Source organism: Bacillota bacterium, assembly GCA_012839765.1.
Lineage (GTDB): Bacteria > Bacillota > Limnochordia > DUMW01 > DUMW01 > DUMW01.
Map to the genome: position 1 here is coordinate 17,290 of DUMW01000099.1, position 19,570 is coordinate 36,859.

The window sequence follows — 19,570 nt, forward strand, 5'->3', positions numbered from 1 at the left end:
TTGCGGACAAGGAGCGCTGCGGGTATGGCCGACTATATCCGAATCATCTACCTTGACCAGCTGATCCTCTGGGGATTGGTGAACTTCCTCTTCGATTACCTCCTACTGTGGGCCACCAAGGAAATCGCCCGGGCGGAGGTCCGCCGGGGGCGCATGTTCCTTGCTGCCGCCTTCGGTACCATCTATTTTATCCTTTTTCGGCTCAGTTATTACCAAGCCATCCCCTTTTACAACATTTTCGGATCCCTCTTTACCATTTTCCTCGTCTCGCTGGCCATGGTCTATCTGTGTTTTTGGCCCCAATATCGGACCCGCTTTTTGCGTGTGTTGGCCTACTTCTACCTCGTCTTTTTGCTCAGCGGCGGCGCAGGTACCCTGACCGCCCTGTTCCTCTTCGGCACACCCCAAAACCCCAATATGCTCTGGGGTATGCTGGCCTCCATCTTTTCCATCCTGCTGGTAGCGGAGATCGGTTGGGGGGTCATGCAGGATCAGTTGTATCAGCGAGTGTACAAAACTAAGATCCAGGTACAATTCGGTGCCCACAAGGTCGGTTGCACCGCCCTATTAGACACAGGAAATCACCTGCGGGACCCCTTCAGCAAGGTCCCGGTGGTAGTCATGGAACTGAGTGTATTACAGGATATCTTGCCCAAGGAGGTAGTGGAATTTGTGCGCCGGACGACCGAGGGTAATCTGGAAACCATTGACCGGCTGTCCCTTAACCAGGAGTGGTCCACCCGCTTCCGCTGTATCCCCTTCTCCTCCCTAGGAAAGGAAAGCGGACTGTTAGTAGGATTTCGACCGGACGCCCTGTGGATCGCAGCCGGCAAGAAGACCTTGCCTGTACCTGAGGTGGTAGTGGCCCTGACCAGTCAACGGCTGTCCAAGGATGAGAGCTATCGGGCTCTGGTCCATCCCGACGTGTTGAAGATGACCTTAGAAGGCTCTGGACAAATCATCGGATCCCGGGAAGGAGGCAAAGCGGTCAATGCGACCAATTACTAAGCTCAGAATCTATCTGCAGTTACACCTGATCCGCCTTTTGGCCTTTATGGGGCTCCGCCCCGGCGAAATCCATTATATCGGCAGTTCCGAGACCTTACCTGCTCCCCTCTCCCCCGAGGAGGAAAGGGAGCTGCTCAGCCGACTCCCCGAGGACGGACCGGCGGTACGGGGCACCTTAATCGAGCACAATCTGCGGCTGGTGGTGTATATCGCGCGGAAGTTCGACAACACCGGCGTGGGCATCGAGGATCTGGTGTCCATCGGCACCATCGGGCTCATCAAGGCAGTGAATACCTTTGATCCTACGAAGAACATCAAACTGGCCACCTATGCCTCCCGCTGCATCGAGAACGAGATCCTCATGTTCCTGCGTCGCAACAGCAAGACCCGGGCGGAGATCTCCATCGATGAACCCTTAAACTCCGACTGGGATGGCAACGAGCTTTTGCTTTCCGATGTCCTGGGCTGCGACGGGAATATTAGCAAGGCCATCGAAGAGGAAGTGGACCGTCAACTGCTCAGCAACGCCCTGAGCAAACTCACCGCCCGGGAACAGACCATCATGGAACTGCGCTTTGGGTTGAATCAGCAGAAAGAAAAAACCCAAAAGGAAGTGGCTGACCTTTTGGGTATTTCACAATCGTATATCTCCCGACTGGAGAAAAAGATCCTTAACAAATTGCAGAGGGAAATCCGGCGAATGGAATAGGGTTTACCGCCGCCGCAGGAAGGCCGGAATGTCCAGGTCGTCATCCCCGGCCACCGCGCTCAAATCCAATTCCGTGGTACGAGCCTTGGGCTTGGTTTCCTCCTGGGGAGTGTCAAAGCCAGTGGCGATCACCGTCACCCGGATCTCATCCTGGAGGGAATCGTCGATGACGGCCCCAAAGATGATGTTGGCATTCTCGTCCGCCGCCTCCGCGATGATCTCCGCGGCCTCGTTGACCTCATAAAGCCCTAGATTGGAGCTACCGGTGATGTTGAGCAGGATCCCCTTGGCTCCTTCGATGGAAGCCTCCAAGAGGGGACTGGAAATGGCCTGACGGGCCGCCTGCACCGCCCGGTCCTCACCGGAGGCCCGCCCGATACCCATCAGGGCAGAGCCGGCGTTGAGCATGATGGTCCGGACATCAGCAAAGTCCAGGTTGATTAGCCCCGGTACCGTGATCAGATCCGAAATGCCCTGCACGCCCTGGAGCAGGATCTCATCGGCAATGCCGAAGGCATCCAGCATGGAGGTCCTCTTTTCTACCACCTGCAAAAGGCGGTCATTGGGAATAGTAATGAGGGTATCCACCTGCTCCTTCAACTTCTTAATCCCTTCCTCAGCCCGTTTGGCCCGTAAGCGGCCTTCGAAGCTGAAGGGCTTGGTCACCACCCCCACGGTAAGGGCCTGACACTCCTTGGCCACCTGGGCCACAATGGGACATGCCCCGGTACCGGTGCCCCCGCCCATCCCGGCCGCGATGAAGACCATATCGGCGCCTTCCAACACCGCCGCGATCTCGTCCCGGCTTTCCTGGGCCGACTTCTCCCCGATCTCCGGGTCCGAACCGGCCCCCAATCCCTTGGTAAGTTTCTCCCCGATCCGTATCCGGTGGTTTGCCCGGGACATGAGTAAAGCTTGGGCATCGGTGTTTAGGGCGATGAAATCTACCCCCTGCAGACCCGCCATAATCATACGGTTTACTGCATTGTTGCCACCGCCACCTACCCCCACCACTTTTATGTCTGCATACCGCTCGTTATCCATTTCCAACTCAAACATGGTCCACCCTCCTCAAATTGGCACAAATCCTAGCGGGACATTTCAAAAAATTCCCCAAACCAGTAACGTAACTTGTCCATCAAACCTTTTGCCGTAGGCTTGGAAGGGCTTACCTTGGGCTCCTGTTTAGCCGCCAGCAGCACCAGCCCCACTCCCGTTGCGCAACTGGGATCCGCCACGGTATTGGCCAGGCCCGTTACTCCTTGGGGGTAACCTTGGCGCACCGGCAGATCCAGCATGTCCGATACCATCTCACAGAGTCCCTCTAGCTTCGATGTGCCTCCGGTGAGCACTACCCCAGCGGGGATCAGATCCAACAGACCCCGTTCCTTCAATTCCTGGGAGACGAGCATGAATAGCTCTGTGACCCGCGGTTCAATGATCCGGGCCACTTCCCGATACAACAGCGGTGTCTTCCCCGGCGATGCCACCACCTCCTGGGGGATGACTCCGTCGGGAGCCTGGTTCACCGTGGACCACCCGGCCTTTATCTTCAGCTCCTCGGCGGTCCGCGCCCCCACCCGCAAGCCCACGGATAGATCATTGGTCAGGTGATTGCCACCGACGGGAATCACTCCCGTATGCCAGACGGAATATTCCCGAAACACGGCAATATCGGTGGTACCACCGCCAATATCCACCAGCAACACCCCGGATTCCTTCTCTAAGGGTGTCAGCACCGCCTCCGCGGAGGCCAGGGGTTGGAGAATGATATCATTGATGGCAAGCCCCGCCCGTTGGACACACTTTGCCAGGTTCTGAATGGCCGCCACCGCCCCGATCACTAAATTGGCCTTGACCTCCAACCGGATACCGCTCATCCCCACGGGATCCTTGACACCACCGACCCCATCCACGATGAACTCCTTGGGCAAAACATCGATGATGGTGCGATCCGACGAGAGGGGCACCGTCCGGGCCTCCTGCAACACCCGTTTCACGTCATCGGGGGAAACCTCATGGTCATCGCCGGAGACGCTGATCATCCCCGCGGATTCCCGGGTGGCGATATGTCCTCCGGCAATACCGATATAGGCACCGGCCACCTGCCGACCGGCCATCCGTTCCGCTTTGCTCACCGCTTCCGCAATGGACTTGATGGTGGCCTCCAAGTTCACGACCATACCTTTGCGCAGACCCAAGGAGGGGCTAATACCAGTACCGATCACGGCAATATCGTCATCGGTAACTTTGGCTATGATCGCGCAGATTTTCGTCGTACCTATATCTAGCCCCAGCACAAGATTGTCCCTGGTCATCTCTTCCTCCGCCCTTCCGTTGCGATCTCGCTCACTGCAGCACCACAGGCTGACTGGGTATGCTAAGATCGATCTGTCTAGGAGTCTGGTTCCGCCTCGCCAGGTCCGCAAGCAAAGGCTTCAAGACCGTCAGTTTCTCCTTCATCTGTAAACTATCGCCTAACCTCACCACAATTAAGTTCCGCAAGTACAACCGGATATCCTCGGGATCCTCCACATTGACCTCGGAAACACTGCTCGCCAGTTCCGCATCCAACGTGTTGACCACCAAAATCCCCACCGCCAATCCATGACTGATGGGTTTGCTCCCGACGGTGGGCTCCTCCAGCCGCACACCGGTGAGGAAGGGCAAAGATTCAGTAACATACCCCTGGGCGCCGATTAATCTACCGGCCTCATCCACCAAGTAGAAGACCTCGCCGTAGGGGATTAGGGCCACCGGTTGCCGTTCCAGCACTGTCACCTGCAGACGGTCCGGCAGCTCCAGACGCACCTGTGCATCCTCGATGCGGGGTTCCGCCAGCAACAAGGCTTTCACCCGTTCCAGGTCGATCATCAGTAGGTTTTCGTTTTTCCGCAGCCCGCAAATCTTCCAGATGTCCTCTGGGGTAAAGTGGCTGCCGCCCTCCAACTGGATCTCCCGGAGGGCAAAGAGGGGAGAACCCAACAGAACGAACAACGCGAGCAAGGCCAACAAGATTACCAGCGACAGGAAAAACCTGTTGTCCTCTGCTTGTCCCCGCACCATACAAAAACCCACCTACACCTGCATAATCGGTTTAATTATACCACAACCCTGCGTATATGTGTCAGGAAAGACGATCGATGGTCGCCCCCAGCTGCCTGAACTTGTGTTCCAAGTCCTCATAACCCCGATCAATATGTTCCAGTCCATAAACTTCCGTAGTCCCCAGGGCCGCCAGTCCTGCCAGGATTAACGCGGCACCGGCCCGCAGATCCGAAGCCTGGACGCTTGCTCCGGTCAGGGGGTTTCCCCCTTGAATGATGGCCGTCCGGCCCTCCACCCAGATGGCCGCCCCCATCCGCCGCAGTTCCGCGGCATGCTTCATCCGATGGGCATAGACCCCCTCGACGATCATGCTGGTGCCGGGCACCGTACACAAAAAGGCCATCATCTGGGGCTGCAGATCCGTAGGGAACCCAGGATAGGGCATGGTGCGCAAGTTCAAAGGCCGCAAATTCACGCCCCGGGCCCGGACCAAAACCCCGGTGGCATCGGGCACCATTTTCACGCCACTTTGCTGCATCTTAGCCACGAGGGCTTCCACATGCTCACTCTTGGCGTGGCGTACAAAGACTTCACCCCGGGTGATGGCCCCCGCCAAAAGGAAGGTACCAGCCTCCACCCGGTCCGGGATCACCCAGTGCTCCGCCCCGTGGAGCTTTTCCACCCCTTCAATGATAATCCGATCCGTACCCGCGCCGCGGACCTTAGCCCCCATCCGGTTGAGAAACTCCTGCAGATCCACAATCTCCGGCTCCCTGGCTACATTGTGCAGCACCGTTCGCCCCTTGGCCAGTACCGCGGCCATGATCAGGTTCTCGGTGGCCCCCACACTGGGAAAGTCCAGGTAGAACTCGCACCCCACCAATTCTTTCGCCTCGGCAAAGATGAATCCCTCTTGTTCCTTAATCTTTGCACCCAGGGCCGTAAAGCCCGCCAGGTGGATATCAATGGGCCGTTCCCCAATGGCACATCCACCGGGATACGCCACCTCCACTTTGCCCAGTCGCGCCAGAAGAGGACCCATCACCTGGATGGAGGCCCGCATCCTTCGCACCAATTCATCGGGTGCGTGGTACCCCAATTCTCCGCAGGCTCTTACCCGCACCGCGTGCTTGGCACAGAAATCCGCCTCACATCCCACATAGCGCAATACCTCCAACATGACCTCCACATCCTTGATGCGGGGCACGTTGTGGATAATACACTCTTCATCGGTCAGCAGGCATGCCACCAACATCTTGAGGGCAGCATTCTTCGCACCGCCTACCGACACTTCACCCTGCAGCGGCCTTGGGCCCACAATCCTTAGCTTAGTCAAGACACCTTCACCCCTCTAGGTTCTCATCCCGGCCTAGGCTACGGTTTCCAGTGCCCGCTCCTCATCGGGCGAAAAACCCAACAGCTTCCATTCCAGTCGCAGTGCCACACCGGTCTCCGCAAGGACCCGCTGCCGAATCAAAAGCAAGAGTCGTACAATATCCGCTGCGGTGGCCTGCCCCAAATTAACAATGAAATTGGCATGTTGCTCCGAGACGGCGGCATCGCCAATGCGCAGACCCTTCAGTCCCACAGCTTCAATCAACCGTCCGGCGTAATCCCCGGGGGGATTGCGAAACACACTCCCGGCATTGGGAAGCTTGAGGGGTTGGTTTCTAAGACGTTCTGCTTTGTATTGTTCCATCCGGGCCCAAGTTTCCGCGCTAGCACCAGTGCTCAAGCTCAGGCGGCTACTTAGCACAATCCCATCCTTCGGTAGTTTCAATTGCCGGTAGGAAAAATCTAAGTCTTCTCGGTCGTAGGTTGTGACCCCCTCCAAGGGATGGAAAACCTCCACCGTGGCCACCACATCCTGCATGGAGCCACCATGGGCACCGGCATTGCCCCTGACGGCCCCACCTAGACTACCGGGGATCCCCGCGGCCCATTCCAGACCCTTATACCCCCACCGGTAGGCGGTCAGGGCCAGCTTCGGCAGGGGCACCGCCGCCCCCACCACAAGACCACCCTCCACCGCCTCCAGACGGCTGAAATCCCCGGTCAATTTGATCACTGCTCCGGGGTAACCTTGATCCGCCACCAGCACATTGGTGCCCCGCCCCAGAACATAGTAGCTTACTCCCCATACTTCCAGGCGGTTCACCAGTTCCACCAGTTGCGGCAGCTCTTCCACCAAGATCACCGCCCGGGCCTTGCCTCCCACCTTCAAAGAGACATGACGGGCCAGAGGCTCGTGTTCCAGCACTTGCAGATTCAGGTCTTTAAGGTTTGCCAGCCACAATTGAAAACACCTCAACCCACTTGTTGGACCACATTGTCTTGCACCAGTTTGGCAAACCGGTGGGCGGCATCGGTGATGTTCCCGGCTCCCATGAAGAGGACGACATCCCTTTCTTCCACTTTGCTGAGCAAATATGTGGGCAACTGCGTCAAGTCCGCGACAAACTCCACATTCTTATGTTCCGCCGCGACCCGCTGGGCCAAGGCCTCCCCGCTAACCCCCTCGATGGGGCGCTCCGAGGCCGCATAAATCGGTGTCAGGATCACTTGGTCCGCCACCCCAAAGGCCTTAGCAAAGTCCCCGAGGAAATGTTTGGTCCGGCTGTAGCGATGGGGCTGGAAGACCGCCACGATCCGCCGCCCCAAGCGTGCCGCGGATTTCAATGTGGCCTGGATCTCCGTGGGATGGTGGGCGTAGTCGTCAATCACCAAGACCCGAGCATCCTTGCCCCCGGGGGTGAGGATCTCAAAGCGGCGTTTGGCCCCCCGGAATCTAGCCAAAGCCTCCACCATATCATCCAGGGCGAGCCCTTCCGCTAGCCCTACGCTGATGGCCGCCAAGGCGTTTAATATATTATGCTCACCGGGGATGTTCAGTGACACCTCCCCCAGGACCTTACCATATTCCTCCACAACAAACCGCGATCCCAGGCAATTAAGCATAACATGTCGGGCCCGCACATCCCCGGCCTTAATTCCATAGGTGATCCGGGGACCTTGAATGTGTTCCAAAAGGCGCGCCACCCCGGGATCATCGCCGCACAGGACACAATACCCCGCAGGCGGCACCCTATCCACGAACTGCCGGAAACTCTCCTCCACCGCCTGGACGTTCTTGTAATTGTCCAGATGATCCGCCTCGATATTGGTCACCACCGCCACATCGGGGGAAAGATATAAGAAGGAGGCATCGCTCTCATCGGCCTCGGCCACCATATGTACGCCGCTGCCCAGCCGGGCGTTAGAGCCTATATCCTCACATTCACCCCCAATGACGATGGTAGGATCATGACCGGTCTCTTGCAACATAAAGGCCAAAAGGGAGGTGGTGGTAGTCTTGCCGTGGGTGCCGGCTACCGCGATCCCCCGGTGCATCCCCATGAGCAAAGCCAAAAGCTCCGCCCGTTTGAGGATGGGAATACCCTGGGTCTTAGCCGCTTCCACTTCCACGTTCTCCTTGGGTACTGCGGAGGACACGACGATACAATCGGGGTTCCCCACATGTTCCCGGGCATGCCCGATAAAAATCCTGGCACCTAACCTTCGGAGATTATCCATTCGTTCCGAGTCGGCGAGATCCGATCCCGTCACCTGGCAGCCCATCTGCAAGAGAATGATGGCCAGACCACTCATCCCTGCTCCACCGATTCCGACAAAATGCACCCGGGAAAATGGCATCATATCTAGCTACGCACCTTTCATGTCAGGATACCGCCATTAACATACTATGAACCAGTAGTTCTCCCTGCTACCGGACTTGTCCAGCATAGGGACATTGAACCACTTTACATCAAGTTCAATATAATCTCCGCAATCTCCTGCAAAGCCTGGGGCCTGCCCAGATTTTTACTAGCCTGGGCCATTTTGGTCGCCTTGGCCGGATCACGATAGATCTCTAACACCGCCCGGGCCAGAGTCTCACCGGTGAGTTCGCCATCGTCAATCAAGGTGGCTGCACCGGCATTCACCAATTCCAGGGCGTTTTTCCGCTGATGATCCTCCGCGGCAAAGGGATAGGGTATCACCACCGCGGGCAGGCCCACTGCCGTTACCTCCGCGAGGGTTACCGCCCCGGCCCGACAGACGATTAGATCCGCGGCGGCCAGGGCCAAAGGCATCTCTTGGATGTAGGGCACGATAATCCGGTTACCCACCACCACCCGGCTTTCGGATCCCCCGAAGGCCTCCCGCACCGCGGCAAAATGTGTGGGACCGGTCTGATGCAGGATCATGAGCTCCTTCTCCTCGGCAAGGAGGGGTGCCGCCTGCTCCATGGCATCATTGATGGACTTGGCCCCCTGACTGCCCCCCACCACCAAAAGGAGCTTCTTTCCCGGCGGGATGCCCAAGGCTTTGCGTCCCTCGTCTTTGGTGGTGGTGACGATCTCGGGACGAATGGGCGTACCCGTAACCACCACCTTAGCCGACGGGGGCAGGTATTTAACGGCGCCAGGGAAACTCAACATCGTCACCGCCGCATGTCTTGCCATCAAGCGGTTGGCCAGACCCGGCAACGCATTGGGCTCGTGGAGGACCAAGGGGATCCTCAACAGTCGTGCCGCCAGGGTCACCGGCACCGCCACAAATCCCCCAATACTGACAATCACCTTCGGTTTTAGCCGTCGCAGAAGACCAATGCTTTTCAAGGTACCAATGGCCAGCAAGGCACCACTGCTCACAAAGCCCAAACTGAGCTTCCGGGGCAAGGCCTGGGCCTTAATGGCATGAAAAGCATAGCCCTGCTGGGTGATGGCCCGTTGTTCCGGTGAATTGGGCCGTCCGATGAAGGAAATGTCTGCGGAGACCCGCTCCCTTAACGCCTGCCCGATGGCCAGCCCCGGATAGATGTGGCCCCCGGTACCGGCCGCGACGATGACGATCCTTACCTCTCCCATACCCTTACACCCTCTGCTGTCGGGAGATATTGAGCAACACGCCCACTCCCGCTAAAGTAATCACCAGGGAGGACCCCCCTGCACTGATTAAAGGCAAGGTGATCCCCGTCACCGGCAGGATGCCGGTGACCACGCCGATATTCAAAATGGCCTGGAGGATAATCATCCCCGTGATGCCCGTGGCTAGACAGCAGCCGTACTGGTCTGGGGCATTGATCCCGATACGTAAACCCCGCCAGGCAAAAAGGAAAAAGAGCACAAGCACGCCGAAGGTACCGATGAACCCCAACTCTTCCCCGATAACCGCAAAGATGAAGTCCGTATGGGCCGCAGGAAGATAACCGAACTTCTCCCTACCCTGCCCTAGGCCAAGGCCAAAGAGTCCGCCGGAACCGATAGCCAACAGAGATTGGATGATATTCCACCCACTACCCAGGGGATCCTCCCAGGGGTCCAAAAAGGAGAGGATCCGGCGCATCCGGTATTCCTCCAACTTCACCAAAAGGATCCCCGCCGGAATGGCCGCGCTGCTCACCAATCCCAGATGGAGAATCCGGGCACCGTTGATAAACAGCATGGCCATCACTGTGCCCAAAAGCAACGTTGCAGTACCCATGTCCGGTTCCAGCATGATGAGTCCAAAGGCGATCCCCACAATGAATAGGGGAACCAACACCCCGGGAACGAACCGTTGCATCCGGTCCGTCATCACGGAGAAGTACACCGCCAGGAAATTTATCACCGCCAGTTTGGCGAATTCCGAAGGTTGCAACCGGAGGCTACCAAAGGCCAGCCAACGCCGAGAGCCTCCGATGGCAGGCCCAATGAGCAGTACCAGGGCCAGGAGGATATAGGCTAAGATAAGCCCGGCAAAGGCCCAGCGGTAATACAGGTGATAGTCGATCCGCATCATCACCAACATGGCCCCCAAGCCGATGGTGGCCCATAGGGCTTGCCGTTTGAGGTAAAAGAAGGGATCCCCCTGCTGTTGCCCTAAGACAAAACTAGCGGAGGCGACCATCACAATTCCGATCACCAAGAGCAAGCATGTGACTGTAAACAGTACCAGATCGGGATTTTGTCGCTCGGTAGTCAAAACAAGCCGCTCCCTTGTTCAAAGTTCCTACAAATATATATGCAGCCGGCCAGGATACATACCTTTACCAGGGGCCGATCACGGAAAAGAGGCCCACGAGGCCGAAGATCAGACCCAACACATAAAACCGGAAGACCACCTTTGTTTCCGGCCAGCCGCTCAGCTCAAAGTGGTGGTGCAAGGGGGTCATCCGGAAGATCCGCTTCCCACCGGTAAGGCGGAAATAGGTGACCTGCAGCATTACCGACAGGGCTTCCAGGACAAAGATCCCGCCAATGATCGCATAGGTCAGGGGCGTTTTGGTGAACATGGCCAAAACCCCCAGGGCTCCCCCCAATCCCAGGGCGCCGGTATCCCCCATGAACACCTGGGCGGGATAGGAGTTGAACCAGGTAAAGCCTATACAGGCACCAATGATCGCACCGGCAAAGACCGCACTTTCCACATCACCCGCCCCCAGGGCAATGATCCCGTAGGCGGTAGCGGCAATGGCCACCGTACCCGCGGCCAAACCATCGAGGCCGTCGGTGAGGTTCACGGCATTGGCGGAACCCACCAGTACAAATAAGGTCATAAAGAAGAACAATACCGGGGGCATCTGCCACACATTTCCCGTGAAGGGAATGATGGTTACCGGGCCGAACTCCCCTTCGGTAAGCAGGTAGAAGGCGAAGATGATAGCAAGCAAAATCTGGCCCAGAAGCTTTTCCCGGGCCCGCAAGCCCAAGGAACGTTTGGCCACCACAATTATGAAGTCATCGATGAGGCCAATGATCCCAAAGCCGAGGGTGATAAACAGTCCGAAGGTGAGTTTCTGAAAGCTGGGCGAGGCCACGAAACTGGCCACAGTGATCCCCAGAAGGATCAGGATCCCCCCCATGGTGGGAACACCGGCCTTCTTTAGATGGGTTTTGGGCCCCTCGGCCCGGATAGATTGGCCAAACTTCAATCTATGTAAGTAGGCAATCATGGCTGGTCCGAGGATAATCACCACCAAAAAGGCGATTCCCGCTGCATAGACCAAGTTCAACACTGTACTCCCTCCCAGGCGGCCACAATGCCCTCCACCACCAATTCCAGTTTCATCCCCCGGGAGGCCTTCACCAAAACCAGATCCTCCGGTGCTAACAGACTTGGCACTGCTGCTGCCGCTTCCTTGGAATCCTCAAAATGTTTGATCTGCTGAACACCAAGCCCTGCTTCCTGGGCCCCTTGGGCGATGAGCTGACCCAATTTCCCTACCGTGATCAATAGATCCACCGGTATCGCGGCCGCCTGCTGGCCCACGGTCCGATGGGCCTGTTCCGCAATGGGCCCCAATTCTAACATGTCGCCCAACACCGCGATCCTGCGGCCTTCGGCCCTTTGCTCCGCCAGCATTCCCAGGGCAAATCTCATGGAGGCAGGACTAGCATTGTAGGCATCGTTAAGTACGGTAATGGGCCCGATCCTTTGACGGTGACTGCGCATATCACTGGGCACAAAGTTCGTCAGACCGGCCTTGATGGCCTCGGGACCCACTCCCAGGGCTAAGGCCCCCGCCGCAGCCGCTAGAGCGTTATACACATTGTGTAGCCCCGGCACCGGCAGAAGGATGTCCAGACAGTGCTCCGGCAGGTGTAACGTAAAAGCCGCGCGGCCCGCACAGTCACGGTAGCCATCGGCCCAAACCGTAGCCCGTTGTTCCATACCAAAAGTGAGCACCGGACCAGCATGCCACTGGGCCATGGCCGACACCAAGGGGTCATCGGCGTTGAGAACCGCGGTCCCCTCCGGCGGCAAAGCCCGGACAAGCTCCCCCTTGGCCTGGGCAATCCGTTCAATGGTACCCAGCAGCTCCAAATGAACAGGATACACATTCACCACGATGCCCACCTGGGGCCGGGCCAGTTCCGCCAATTGGGTAATTTGCCCCAAGCCTCGCATACCCATTTCCGTCACCGCCGCCCAGTGCTCCGGTTCCATGCTAAGGAGCGTCAGGGGCAACCCGATCTCATTGTTGAAATTTCCCTGTGTGCTGGCTACAGGACCTACCTGGGCCAGAATCCCCGCCAACATATCTTTGGTGGTGGTCTTCCCATTGCTACCGGTTACGGCCACCACCGGCACCGCAAACTGATCTCGATGATACTTACCCCAAGCCTGCAAAGCAGCCAGGGTATCGTCTACAGCCACGCAGGGAAAATCCTGTCTAGCGTGGTTCTTTTCCACCAGCAACGCTGCCGCTTGTTTGCCGATGGCCTCGTCTAAATAGGCGTGGCCGTCTCCTTCGCCCTTTAAAGCCACAAAAAGCTGCCCTGGCACAAGTTTGCGTGTATCGATGCAGACCCCACAGACGGTGGTCTGCGCATCACCATGAACCGTTCCCGAGACCGCCCGGGCAATCTCCCCAATGGTATACTTCATTTCCCATACCCCCGCTTCCGCAAGGCTTCCTTAGCCACTTGGCGATCATCGAACTGGATGGTACGACCCTTGAACTCCTGCTGGGTTTCGTGTCCTTTCCCAGCGATGAGCACTAGGTCGCCGGGCCCCGCCCGCCCAATGGCATGCTCGATGGCGGAAGACCGTTCCAGGATCCGCACATACCCCTGGGTAGGCAAAGCCCCCGATTCAATGCCACCCTCGATCTCGGCACAGATCCTCTCGGGGTCTTCACTGCGGGGATTGTCGGAAGTCACCACCACATAGTCCGCAAGATCGGCTGCCACCCGGCCCATCCGAGGCCGTTTTCCTCGGTCTCGATCACCACCGCACCCAAACACGCACAGGATCTGGCCCGTGGGCACCAGGCTACGGGCGGTTTTGAGGACATTCTCCAAACCATCGGGGGTATGGGCATAATCCACCACCACCAGGAAGTCTTGGCCCAAATCCACAGTCTCGAAACGCCCTGGCACCTGCGGAGCCTGGGCCAACCCCCTTTGGATCGCTTGCGGATCCAAAGACATCTGCAGGGCCACGGCAATCACTCCGAGGGCATTATAGACATTGAAATCACCGATCAGGGGAATCTGGATGGGAAATGTCCCTCCCCTGTGGTTCACCATGAAACTGGTCCCTTGGGGAGTGGTCTTCAGGTCTGTGGCCCGAACCGCGGCCCCCTCCCTAAGGCCATAGGTAAGTACCGGTACTTGGCATTTGGCCAGGAAACGCCCTTTGTGCGTCTCATCGAAATTGATCACCGCGCCCCGCCCAAGGGTGGCAAAAAAGGCGGCCTTGGTCTCCACATAGTGTTCTAAGGTCTGGTGAAAATCCAAATGATCTTGACTAATATTGGTCAAAAGGCCGTAGGCATACCGACTGCCCACGATCCGATCCAAGGCGATGGCATGGGAGGAAACCTCCGCCACCCCATGGGTAATTCCCTCATCCACCATCTGGGCCATCAGCCGGAGAAAGTCCAAGGACTCCGCGGTGGTTCGGGTGGCCGGCAGGCGTTTGTCACCGAGGATGGTCTCAATGGTCCCCGTGAGGCCAGTTTTGTAACCAGCGGCCTCCAGGATACTCTTCAGCAGATAAGTAGAAGTAGTCTTCCCATTGGTCCCGGTAATCCCCACTAAGGTGAGTCTAGCCGTGGGATCACCATAGAACCTCTGGGCCAACAACCCCAAGGCTTGGCGGGAGTTGGCCACCCGCAGGGCAGGAAAGTCCGGCGGAAGGGAGACAGATTTGGCGATCACCACCGCGACGGCACCACGGGCGATGGCGTCGGGAATATAGTCATGGCCGTCGAAGCGGGCACCTTCTATACATACAAAAAGATCCCCCGGTTGCACCTTGCGGGAATCGTAGGCAACACCAGTAATATTAGGCGCGGCAGAACCCAACACTTCGGCATCAGGTACTGCATCGATCAGTTCTCGCCAATCCATGAGAGCCTTCTCCCTTCCGAGTTTCCATGGCAATTGGACCACTCATCTGCCTAAATATACCACCTTAGTTTACCTCCCAATACTAGTTTTATGAGCTTAAGTGGTCCCCTAAGACTTTATTCTATCACAGAGCAATAGATGGTCACCATTTCTCCGGGGGGAATTATGGTACCAGCCGCCGGTTCCTGTTGGTAGACCACACCGGAACCCTTAATGACCACCCGGAATCCCTCTTGGGACAGTAGCAGAGCCCCGTCCCGCATACTAAGCCCGACTACACTGGGTACCCCATTGACCGTCTTCACTTCTCGCCGGCTATCCAAGGCATACAAGGGAATCTCGGTGGTTACGGGACTGTTCTCTTTGGTATTGATCTTAAGATAATTCAGGGCCTGGCTCATCACCCGCTGGAAGACGGGGGCCGCCAACACCCCCCCATACTTGTTGGCTGTTTGGGGTTCGTTGAGAATTACCAATACAGAAAGTTGGGGATCCTCCACAGGACCAAAGCCCACAAAGGAGGCCACCCGTTCATCGCCATACCCACCAGGCTCCGGCACTTGGGCGGTACCCGTCTTGCCCGCCAGGGCGTAGCCCAACACGGCAGCGCTGGTGCCGGTACCGCGTTCCACCACTTCAAACATCAAGTTTGTCACCATCGCCGCGGTCTCCGGGGAAATCACTTGCCGGACCGCCTGAGGTTCGATGGTTTTCACCTGGCCCGTTGCTGGATGCCGCACCTCGGTCACCAAGTACGGACGATACAAGGTCCCACCGTTGGCGATGGCGTTGACCGCAGCAATCAGTTGGATCGGCGTCACCGCCACCCCCTGGCCAAAGCCGATGGTGGCCCAGCGGGAAGCTTCACCCGCGATGGAGCCTGCCCGGGGTAGTGTTCCGGAGATCTCACCGGGGAAATCCACACCGGTCCTAGATCCAAAGCCGAAGGCCGACAAATACTCGTACATGATATGCCCACCAACATACTGACTACCCAAGAGAGCAAAGACGGGGTTGCAAGATTGGACTAGGGCCTCCGCTACGGTAAGTTCCCCATGGCCCCAGGTGCGGTGACAGCGGACTGTAATGCCACCGATCCGGATAGATCCTGAACAAGAAAAGGGTGTATCCAGGGCCACAAGGCCTTCTTCCAGGGCAATAGCCAGAGTAAAGATCTTAAAGGTGGAGCCCGGTTCGTACTGGGATGTAAAGACAGGATTACGCCTCACCGCGGCGGAGGTCTCCCCAAAGTGGTTTGGATCGAACTCCGGCCACACCGCAACAGCCAAAAGCTTTCCCGTGTGCGGTTCACTGATCACTACCATACCGCTTCTGCTTTCGGACTCGAGGACCGCCTGTCTCAGTTCCTTCTCAGCGATATGTTGCAGAATGGCATCAATCGAAAGGACAAGATCAAGACCATCATCGGGAGCGATGTAACGACTAAGGCCATCGGGAATCTTCCTACTGCCCGTATCCTTTTCCACTTGGAGAATCCCCGGAGTACCGCTCAGTTCTTGATCATAGTAAAGCTCTAAGCCCTCAAGTCCGTAGTTATCCACGCCCACGATCCCCAGCACATGGGCGGCCAAAGTCCCATTGGGATAGGAACGGCGGTGGGTATCGGTGAAATAAAGGCCGGGCAGCCTAAGTTCTTTCAGGGCATTGGCCTGTTGGGGAGTCAGGTGATACTGTAACCACACCGCACCAGAATAGCGCTGCAACCGTTCGAAGATGGTTTCCGCATCCAGATCTATGTATTGGGCCAAGGTTGTGGCAAAGGCTTCCTTATCCTCAATCTCACTACTCCAGGCATAGATGCCCACGCTTTTCACAGTGACAGCCAGCGGCAACCCCTTAGCATCATAGACGGTGCCCCGTTGGGCCGGCACCGTAATACTCCGGGTCCGCTGTTGGGCCGCCTCGGAGGAATACAGATGGTTCATGAATACCTGCAAGTAAAACAATCTGCCGGCAAGCACAAGTAGCCCCAGGGTTATGAGAAGAAAAAAGTATGCAATCCTTTTTAGATAGGTCTGTTGCACAGGGCATCAACAACCTTACAGCTAGTGACCAATCTTTCCGGCTTGGACCGGTTGGTCCCCACTAAGCAGTTGACCAAGGAGGCTCGAGATCGTAGTCAGGATTCCCCTCGATTCCGCGGGAGCACTCGGCTCAACGGCGGATGGGGACTTGGTAGGCAAATCCACTACGATCCGTTGGGGTTCCGGGGGCTCCACCATTCCTATGCGTTCTTTCGCCAATTGTTCGATCCGTTGGGGAGAGCTCGCAATGGCCTTCTGCAGGCGCAAATGCTGATTCACCATGATCAATTCGTCCAGTTCCGCCTGCAACCGATCCCGCTCGTAACCCAGAGAGACAATCTGCCACGTTTGATAGATATATCCCAGTGAAGCGATGGCAATTAGAAGAAAACTTATCCCGATACAAAAAAGGGGATTGAGTTTACGACGACGCTTAGGTGATTGAGTGGTGGCTCCCACCTCTTCAATGATCGCTCTTACACATGGATCCATGTCTTATCGGCTTAGGCTCTCTTCCGGAGCGATAAGCCTACCCCCTCCCCTATCCTTTGCAATATCCTGCTTAGATTTTCTCAATAACCCGCAAACTGGCACTTCTGGATCGTGGGTTCTCCGCCAATTCTTCCGTAGTTGGACGCACTGGACGGGATGTAACGATCCTAGCCTGCTCTCGCTGCTGGCAAACACAGGGCAGGTGTTTCGGACACTGACAGCCCCCCACTAGCTCCCGAAACCGCTGTTTCACGATCCGATCTTCCAGAGAATGAAAACTAATTACCGCCAATCGTCCACCAGGTACCAGCAGATCGAAAGCCTGTCCGAGGCCCTTTTCTAGATTCGCCAGTTCGTTATTCACCGCAATACGCAGGGCCTGAAATGTGCGTCGAGCCGGGTGGGGCCCGCTCCGCCGTGCGTTCGCGGGAATCGCCGCTTTGATTATCTCCACCAGTTCGGTGGTAGTGGTAATCGGCGTCCTTTGCCGCTGGTTCACGATAAACTGAGCAATGCGCCGCGCCCATCTTTCCTCCCCGTAATCGCGGATGATCCTGGTAAGCTCATCCACACTCAACCGATTGACAAGTTCTGCCGCAGTTACAGTGGCATTACGATTCATCCGCATATCTAAAGGAGCACCGTGCTGATAGCTGAAGCCTCTAGATGGATCATCCAACTGGGGCGAAGAGACCCCGATATCCATCAAAATGGCCACGGCCCCAGGGAAATCAGGGAAATGGGCGGCGATCAAAGTGGAGAGTTCCCCGAAGTTTCCATGGATATACTGTATACGTCCTTCATAGGCGGCCAACCGTTTTCTCGTCTCGGCGATGGCCTGCTCATCCTGGTCGATACCGATCACACACAGTGGCGAGTTTTTCAAAACAGCTTCGGTATGTCCACCCCGGCCTAGGGTGCAATCAATAAACCAACCTTCTTGGCCGGAATCGATTCGCAAGTATTCCAGTATCTCGTTAAGTAACACTGGCTTATGCTCGTAACCTTGCACCGCCTTTTCCTCCGTCCTTCTTCTCTAAATGCCAAGGTCCACAATCTTTTCGGCGATCTCATTGAAGGATGCCGCAGACTCCGACATATATTCTTCCCACCGTTCCTGGGACCACAATTCCACCCGATTGGACACTCCAATCACCACAACATCCTTATCCAGTTGGGCGTAACTGCGGAGGTTGCTGGGAATCATGATCCGACCTTGCTTGTCCAGCTGGCATTCAGCTGCACCGGAGAAAAAGAAACGGACAAAGGCCCGGGCGTCAGCCTTCGTGAGGGGAAGTGCCTTCAATTTTTGTTCCAAGGCCTTCCATTCATCCATGGGATAGATGAACACACAATTATCCAGGCCACGGGTAACGACGAAAGTATCACCCAAAAGCTCCCGGAACTTGGCGGGTATGAACAAACGACCCTTACTGTCCAGTGTGTGCGTATATTCCCCCATGAACATGGGCCGTTGCACCCCCCTCGGTGTCTAGTTCACCACTTCTCCCCACTTTCCCCCACCGGGTAGTGACATTTTCGGTACATGAGAGAAAAATCCTGCCTATCAACTCAACTTTTTCAGCTTGGAAAGACTCCGGGCAAAAAGAATGGCAGTAGTAATTGAGGAAATGGATGAGAACCGTTGCGGGAGGGCAAATCTAGGATACTATTGTCGGTTTACTGGTTATAGTGATCGTATCTATCAGTCGGTAGTAGCTGAACAAGTAAGCTTCACGCCTCCCCGTAGGGGCAACCTAATGCGTGAATGCCCACCGGTCCGCCAAGATGACTTCTCAGTTTAAACCCCCACGTAGGGAGGCGACTTAAAAGAGCGGGGCATCTGGCCCCGCCACCTAGATTTCAATCCACGCCCCGCGTGGGGGCGACTGTAGGGGTCTCAAACCCGCTTCACTGAAGGTTTTTTGGCCGATTTTTGCGAGTCTCATGAAAATGCTTTTTATCTTAACAGGAAGAACTTACAAAAAGAGAGCCAAACCATTTAACAGAGGGGGGATCGAACCTCCTAGTGATTTCATGTAAGCTTGAGGTTCACAATCCTAGAGCCTTCAGGATCGCAAGTCTTCTTCGCCCAACGCACCAATCTCCTGTCCAGTTCTTCTCTAGTAATAGTAACAGCCGACGACTGTCATGTTTCAGATCGATTGTTGACTCCAGTTCAGCTGGCAGCATCGTCCGTAGTGCTGGATCAACAGGACACTCAAATACAGAGTACCGTACCGCTTCTTTAACCTTCACATCCTATCAATTGCACACAACCCCAACCACCACTATTCTTGCTGCCGAATCCTGCGTCCAAGCCCATCTGCAGCAACTCTCTAGGCCCCGTCGCACGAAAAGTCCCCCACCATCCCTTGGTGGGCATC

18 protein-coding genes are annotated in these 19,570 nt (G+C 56.5%); 2 read left to right on the forward strand and 16 right to left on the reverse strand.

Annotated elements, in window-relative coordinates; translation table 11 throughout:
• The first annotated feature begins 24 nt into the window (after positions 1–24).
• Both GXX57_09935 and sigE read left to right on the forward strand, forming a co-directional pair.
• Positions 25–1,008: a sigma-E processing peptidase SpoIIGA gene (locus tag GXX57_09935; GenBank protein ID HHV44966.1), complete on the forward strand. Its 984-nt coding sequence runs from the start codon at positions 25–27 to the stop codon at positions 1,006–1,008.
• The gene (gene sigE, locus GXX57_09940) at positions 992–1,717 is read left to right on the forward strand and encodes an RNA polymerase sporulation sigma factor SigE (GenBank protein ID HHV44967.1); all 726 of its coding nucleotides are present in this window, start codon (positions 992–994) and stop codon (positions 1,715–1,717) included. Before GXX57_09935 ends, sigE begins: the two co-directional genes overlap by 17 nt.
• A 3-nt stretch (positions 1,718–1,720) precedes the next feature.
• On the opposite strand, the gene ftsZ is transcribed toward sigE, so the two are convergent.
• The 16 genes from ftsZ to GXX57_10020 form a co-directional block, all read right to left on the reverse strand.
• Positions 1,721–2,776, reverse strand: coding sequence for a cell division protein FtsZ (ftsZ, locus tag GXX57_09945; GenBank protein HHV44968.1), 1,056 nt, complete (start codon positions 2,774–2,776; stop codon positions 1,721–1,723).
• 29 nt (positions 2,777–2,805) lie between these two features.
• A complete protein-coding gene (gene ftsA / locus GXX57_09950; protein HHV44969.1) occupies positions 2,806–4,035 on the reverse strand; it encodes a cell division protein FtsA in 1,230 nt (409 codons plus the stop codon).
• Positions 4,036–4,066: 31 nt separating this feature from the next.
• Positions 4,067–4,783, reverse strand: coding sequence for an FtsQ-type POTRA domain-containing protein (locus GXX57_09955; protein ID HHV44970.1), 717 nt, complete (start codon positions 4,781–4,783; stop codon positions 4,067–4,069).
• Between the two features lie 61 nt (positions 4,784–4,844).
• A complete protein-coding gene (gene murA, locus GXX57_09960) occupies positions 4,845–6,101 on the reverse strand; it encodes a UDP-N-acetylglucosamine 1-carboxyvinyltransferase (protein ID HHV44971.1) in 1,257 nt (418 codons plus the stop codon).
• 33 nt (positions 6,102–6,134) lie between these two features.
• On the reverse strand, positions 6,135–7,061 hold the full coding sequence (gene murB, locus GXX57_09965) for a UDP-N-acetylmuramate dehydrogenase (protein HHV44972.1): 927 nt from the start codon (positions 7,059–7,061) through the stop codon (positions 6,135–6,137).
• Between the two features lie 11 nt (positions 7,062–7,072).
• Positions 7,073–8,461 (reverse strand): UDP-N-acetylmuramate--L-alanine ligase, encoded by a 1,389-nt coding sequence (locus GXX57_09970; GenBank protein HHV44973.1) that lies wholly within the window; start codon positions 8,459–8,461, stop codon positions 7,073–7,075.
• 104 nt (positions 8,462–8,565) lie between these two features.
• Complete coding sequence (gene murG / locus GXX57_09975; GenBank protein ID HHV44974.1) at positions 8,566–9,675, reverse strand: undecaprenyldiphospho-muramoylpentapeptide beta-N-acetylglucosaminyltransferase; 1,110 nt, start codon at positions 9,673–9,675, stop codon at positions 8,566–8,568.
• 4 nt (positions 9,676–9,679) lie between these two features.
• Positions 9,680–10,771, reverse strand: a complete 1,092-nt coding sequence (ftsW, locus tag GXX57_09980) for a putative lipid II flippase FtsW (protein HHV44975.1) — start codon at positions 10,769–10,771, stop codon at positions 9,680–9,682.
• A 64-nt stretch (positions 10,772–10,835) separates the two neighbouring features.
• Positions 10,836–11,804 (reverse strand): phospho-N-acetylmuramoyl-pentapeptide-transferase, encoded by a 969-nt coding sequence (locus GXX57_09985; GenBank protein HHV44976.1) that lies wholly within the window; start codon positions 11,802–11,804, stop codon positions 10,836–10,838.
• Entirely contained in the window at positions 11,798–13,177 is a 1,380-nt protein-coding gene (locus tag GXX57_09990) for a UDP-N-acetylmuramoyl-tripeptide--D-alanyl-D-alanine ligase (protein HHV44977.1), read from the reverse strand. Before GXX57_09990 ends, GXX57_09985 begins: the two co-directional genes overlap by 7 nt.
• Positions 13,174–14,646: a UDP-N-acetylmuramoyl-L-alanyl-D-glutamate--2,6-diaminopimelate ligase gene (locus GXX57_09995; protein ID HHV44978.1), complete on the reverse strand. Its 1,473-nt coding sequence runs from the start codon at positions 14,644–14,646 to the stop codon at positions 13,174–13,176. Before GXX57_09995 ends, GXX57_09990 begins: the two co-directional genes overlap by 4 nt.
• A 116-nt stretch (positions 14,647–14,762) precedes the next feature.
• Positions 14,763–16,592, reverse strand: coding sequence for a PASTA domain-containing protein (locus GXX57_10000; protein HHV44979.1), 1,830 nt, complete (start codon positions 16,590–16,592; stop codon positions 14,763–14,765).
• A gap of 120 nt (positions 16,593–16,712) precedes the next feature.
• Positions 16,713–17,183: a hypothetical protein gene (locus GXX57_10005; GenBank protein ID HHV44980.1), complete on the reverse strand. Its 471-nt coding sequence runs from the start codon at positions 17,181–17,183 to the stop codon at positions 16,713–16,715.
• A 70-nt stretch (positions 17,184–17,253) separates the two neighbouring features.
• Positions 17,254–18,195: a 16S rRNA (cytosine(1402)-N(4))-methyltransferase RsmH gene (gene rsmH, locus GXX57_10010; GenBank protein ID HHV44981.1), complete on the reverse strand. Its 942-nt coding sequence runs from the start codon at positions 18,193–18,195 to the stop codon at positions 17,254–17,256.
• A gap of 24 nt (positions 18,196–18,219) precedes the next feature.
• A complete protein-coding gene (gene mraZ / locus GXX57_10015) occupies positions 18,220–18,651 on the reverse strand; it encodes a division/cell wall cluster transcriptional repressor MraZ (GenBank protein HHV44982.1) in 432 nt (143 codons plus the stop codon).
• 780 nt (positions 18,652–19,431) lie between these two features.
• On the reverse strand, positions 19,432–19,570 hold a 139-nt coding region (locus GXX57_10020; protein ID HHV44983.1), incomplete at its 5' end, for a hypothetical protein.

What these genes read in the sequence shown, in the direction of transcription:
- GXX57_10000 (HHV44979.1), bottom strand. Translation starts at nt 16,592, where the DNA reads ATGAACCATCTGTATTCCTCCGAGGCGGCCCAACAGCGGACCCGGAGT.
- murG (HHV44974.1), bottom strand. Translation starts at nt 9,675, where the DNA reads ATGGGAGAGGTAAGGATCGTCATCGTCGCGGCCGGTACCGGGGGCCAC.
- GXX57_09995 (HHV44978.1), bottom strand. Translation starts at nt 14,646, where the DNA reads ATGGATTGGCGAGAACTGATCGATGCAGTACCTGATGCCGAAGTGTTG.
- ftsZ (HHV44968.1), bottom strand. Translation starts at nt 2,776, where the DNA reads ATGTTTGAGTTGGAAATGGATAACGAGCGGTATGCAGACATAAAAGTG.
- ftsA (HHV44969.1), bottom strand. Translation starts at nt 4,035, where the DNA reads ATGACCAGGGACAATCTTGTGCTGGGGCTAGATATAGGTACGACGAAA.
- GXX57_10005 (HHV44980.1), bottom strand. Translation starts at nt 17,183, where the DNA reads ATGGATCCATGTGTAAGAGCGATCATTGAAGAGGTGGGAGCCACCACT.
- GXX57_09970 (HHV44973.1), bottom strand. Translation starts at nt 8,461, where the DNA reads ATGATGCCATTTTCCCGGGTGCATTTTGTCGGAATCGGTGGAGCAGGG.
- GXX57_09990 (HHV44977.1), bottom strand. Translation starts at nt 13,177, where the DNA reads ATGAAGTATACCATTGGGGAGATTGCCCGGGCGGTCTCGGGAACGGTT.
- mraZ (HHV44982.1), bottom strand. Translation starts at nt 18,651, where the DNA reads ATGTTCATGGGGGAATATACGCACACACTGGACAGTAAGGGTCGTTTG.
- GXX57_09935 (HHV44966.1), top strand. Translation starts at nt 25, where the DNA reads ATGGCCGACTATATCCGAATCATCTACCTTGACCAGCTGATCCTCTGG.
- GXX57_09955 (HHV44970.1), bottom strand. Translation starts at nt 4,783, where the DNA reads ATGGTGCGGGGACAAGCAGAGGACAACAGGTTTTTCCTGTCGCTGGTA.
- sigE (HHV44967.1), top strand. Translation starts at nt 992, where the DNA reads ATGCGACCAATTACTAAGCTCAGAATCTATCTGCAGTTACACCTGATC.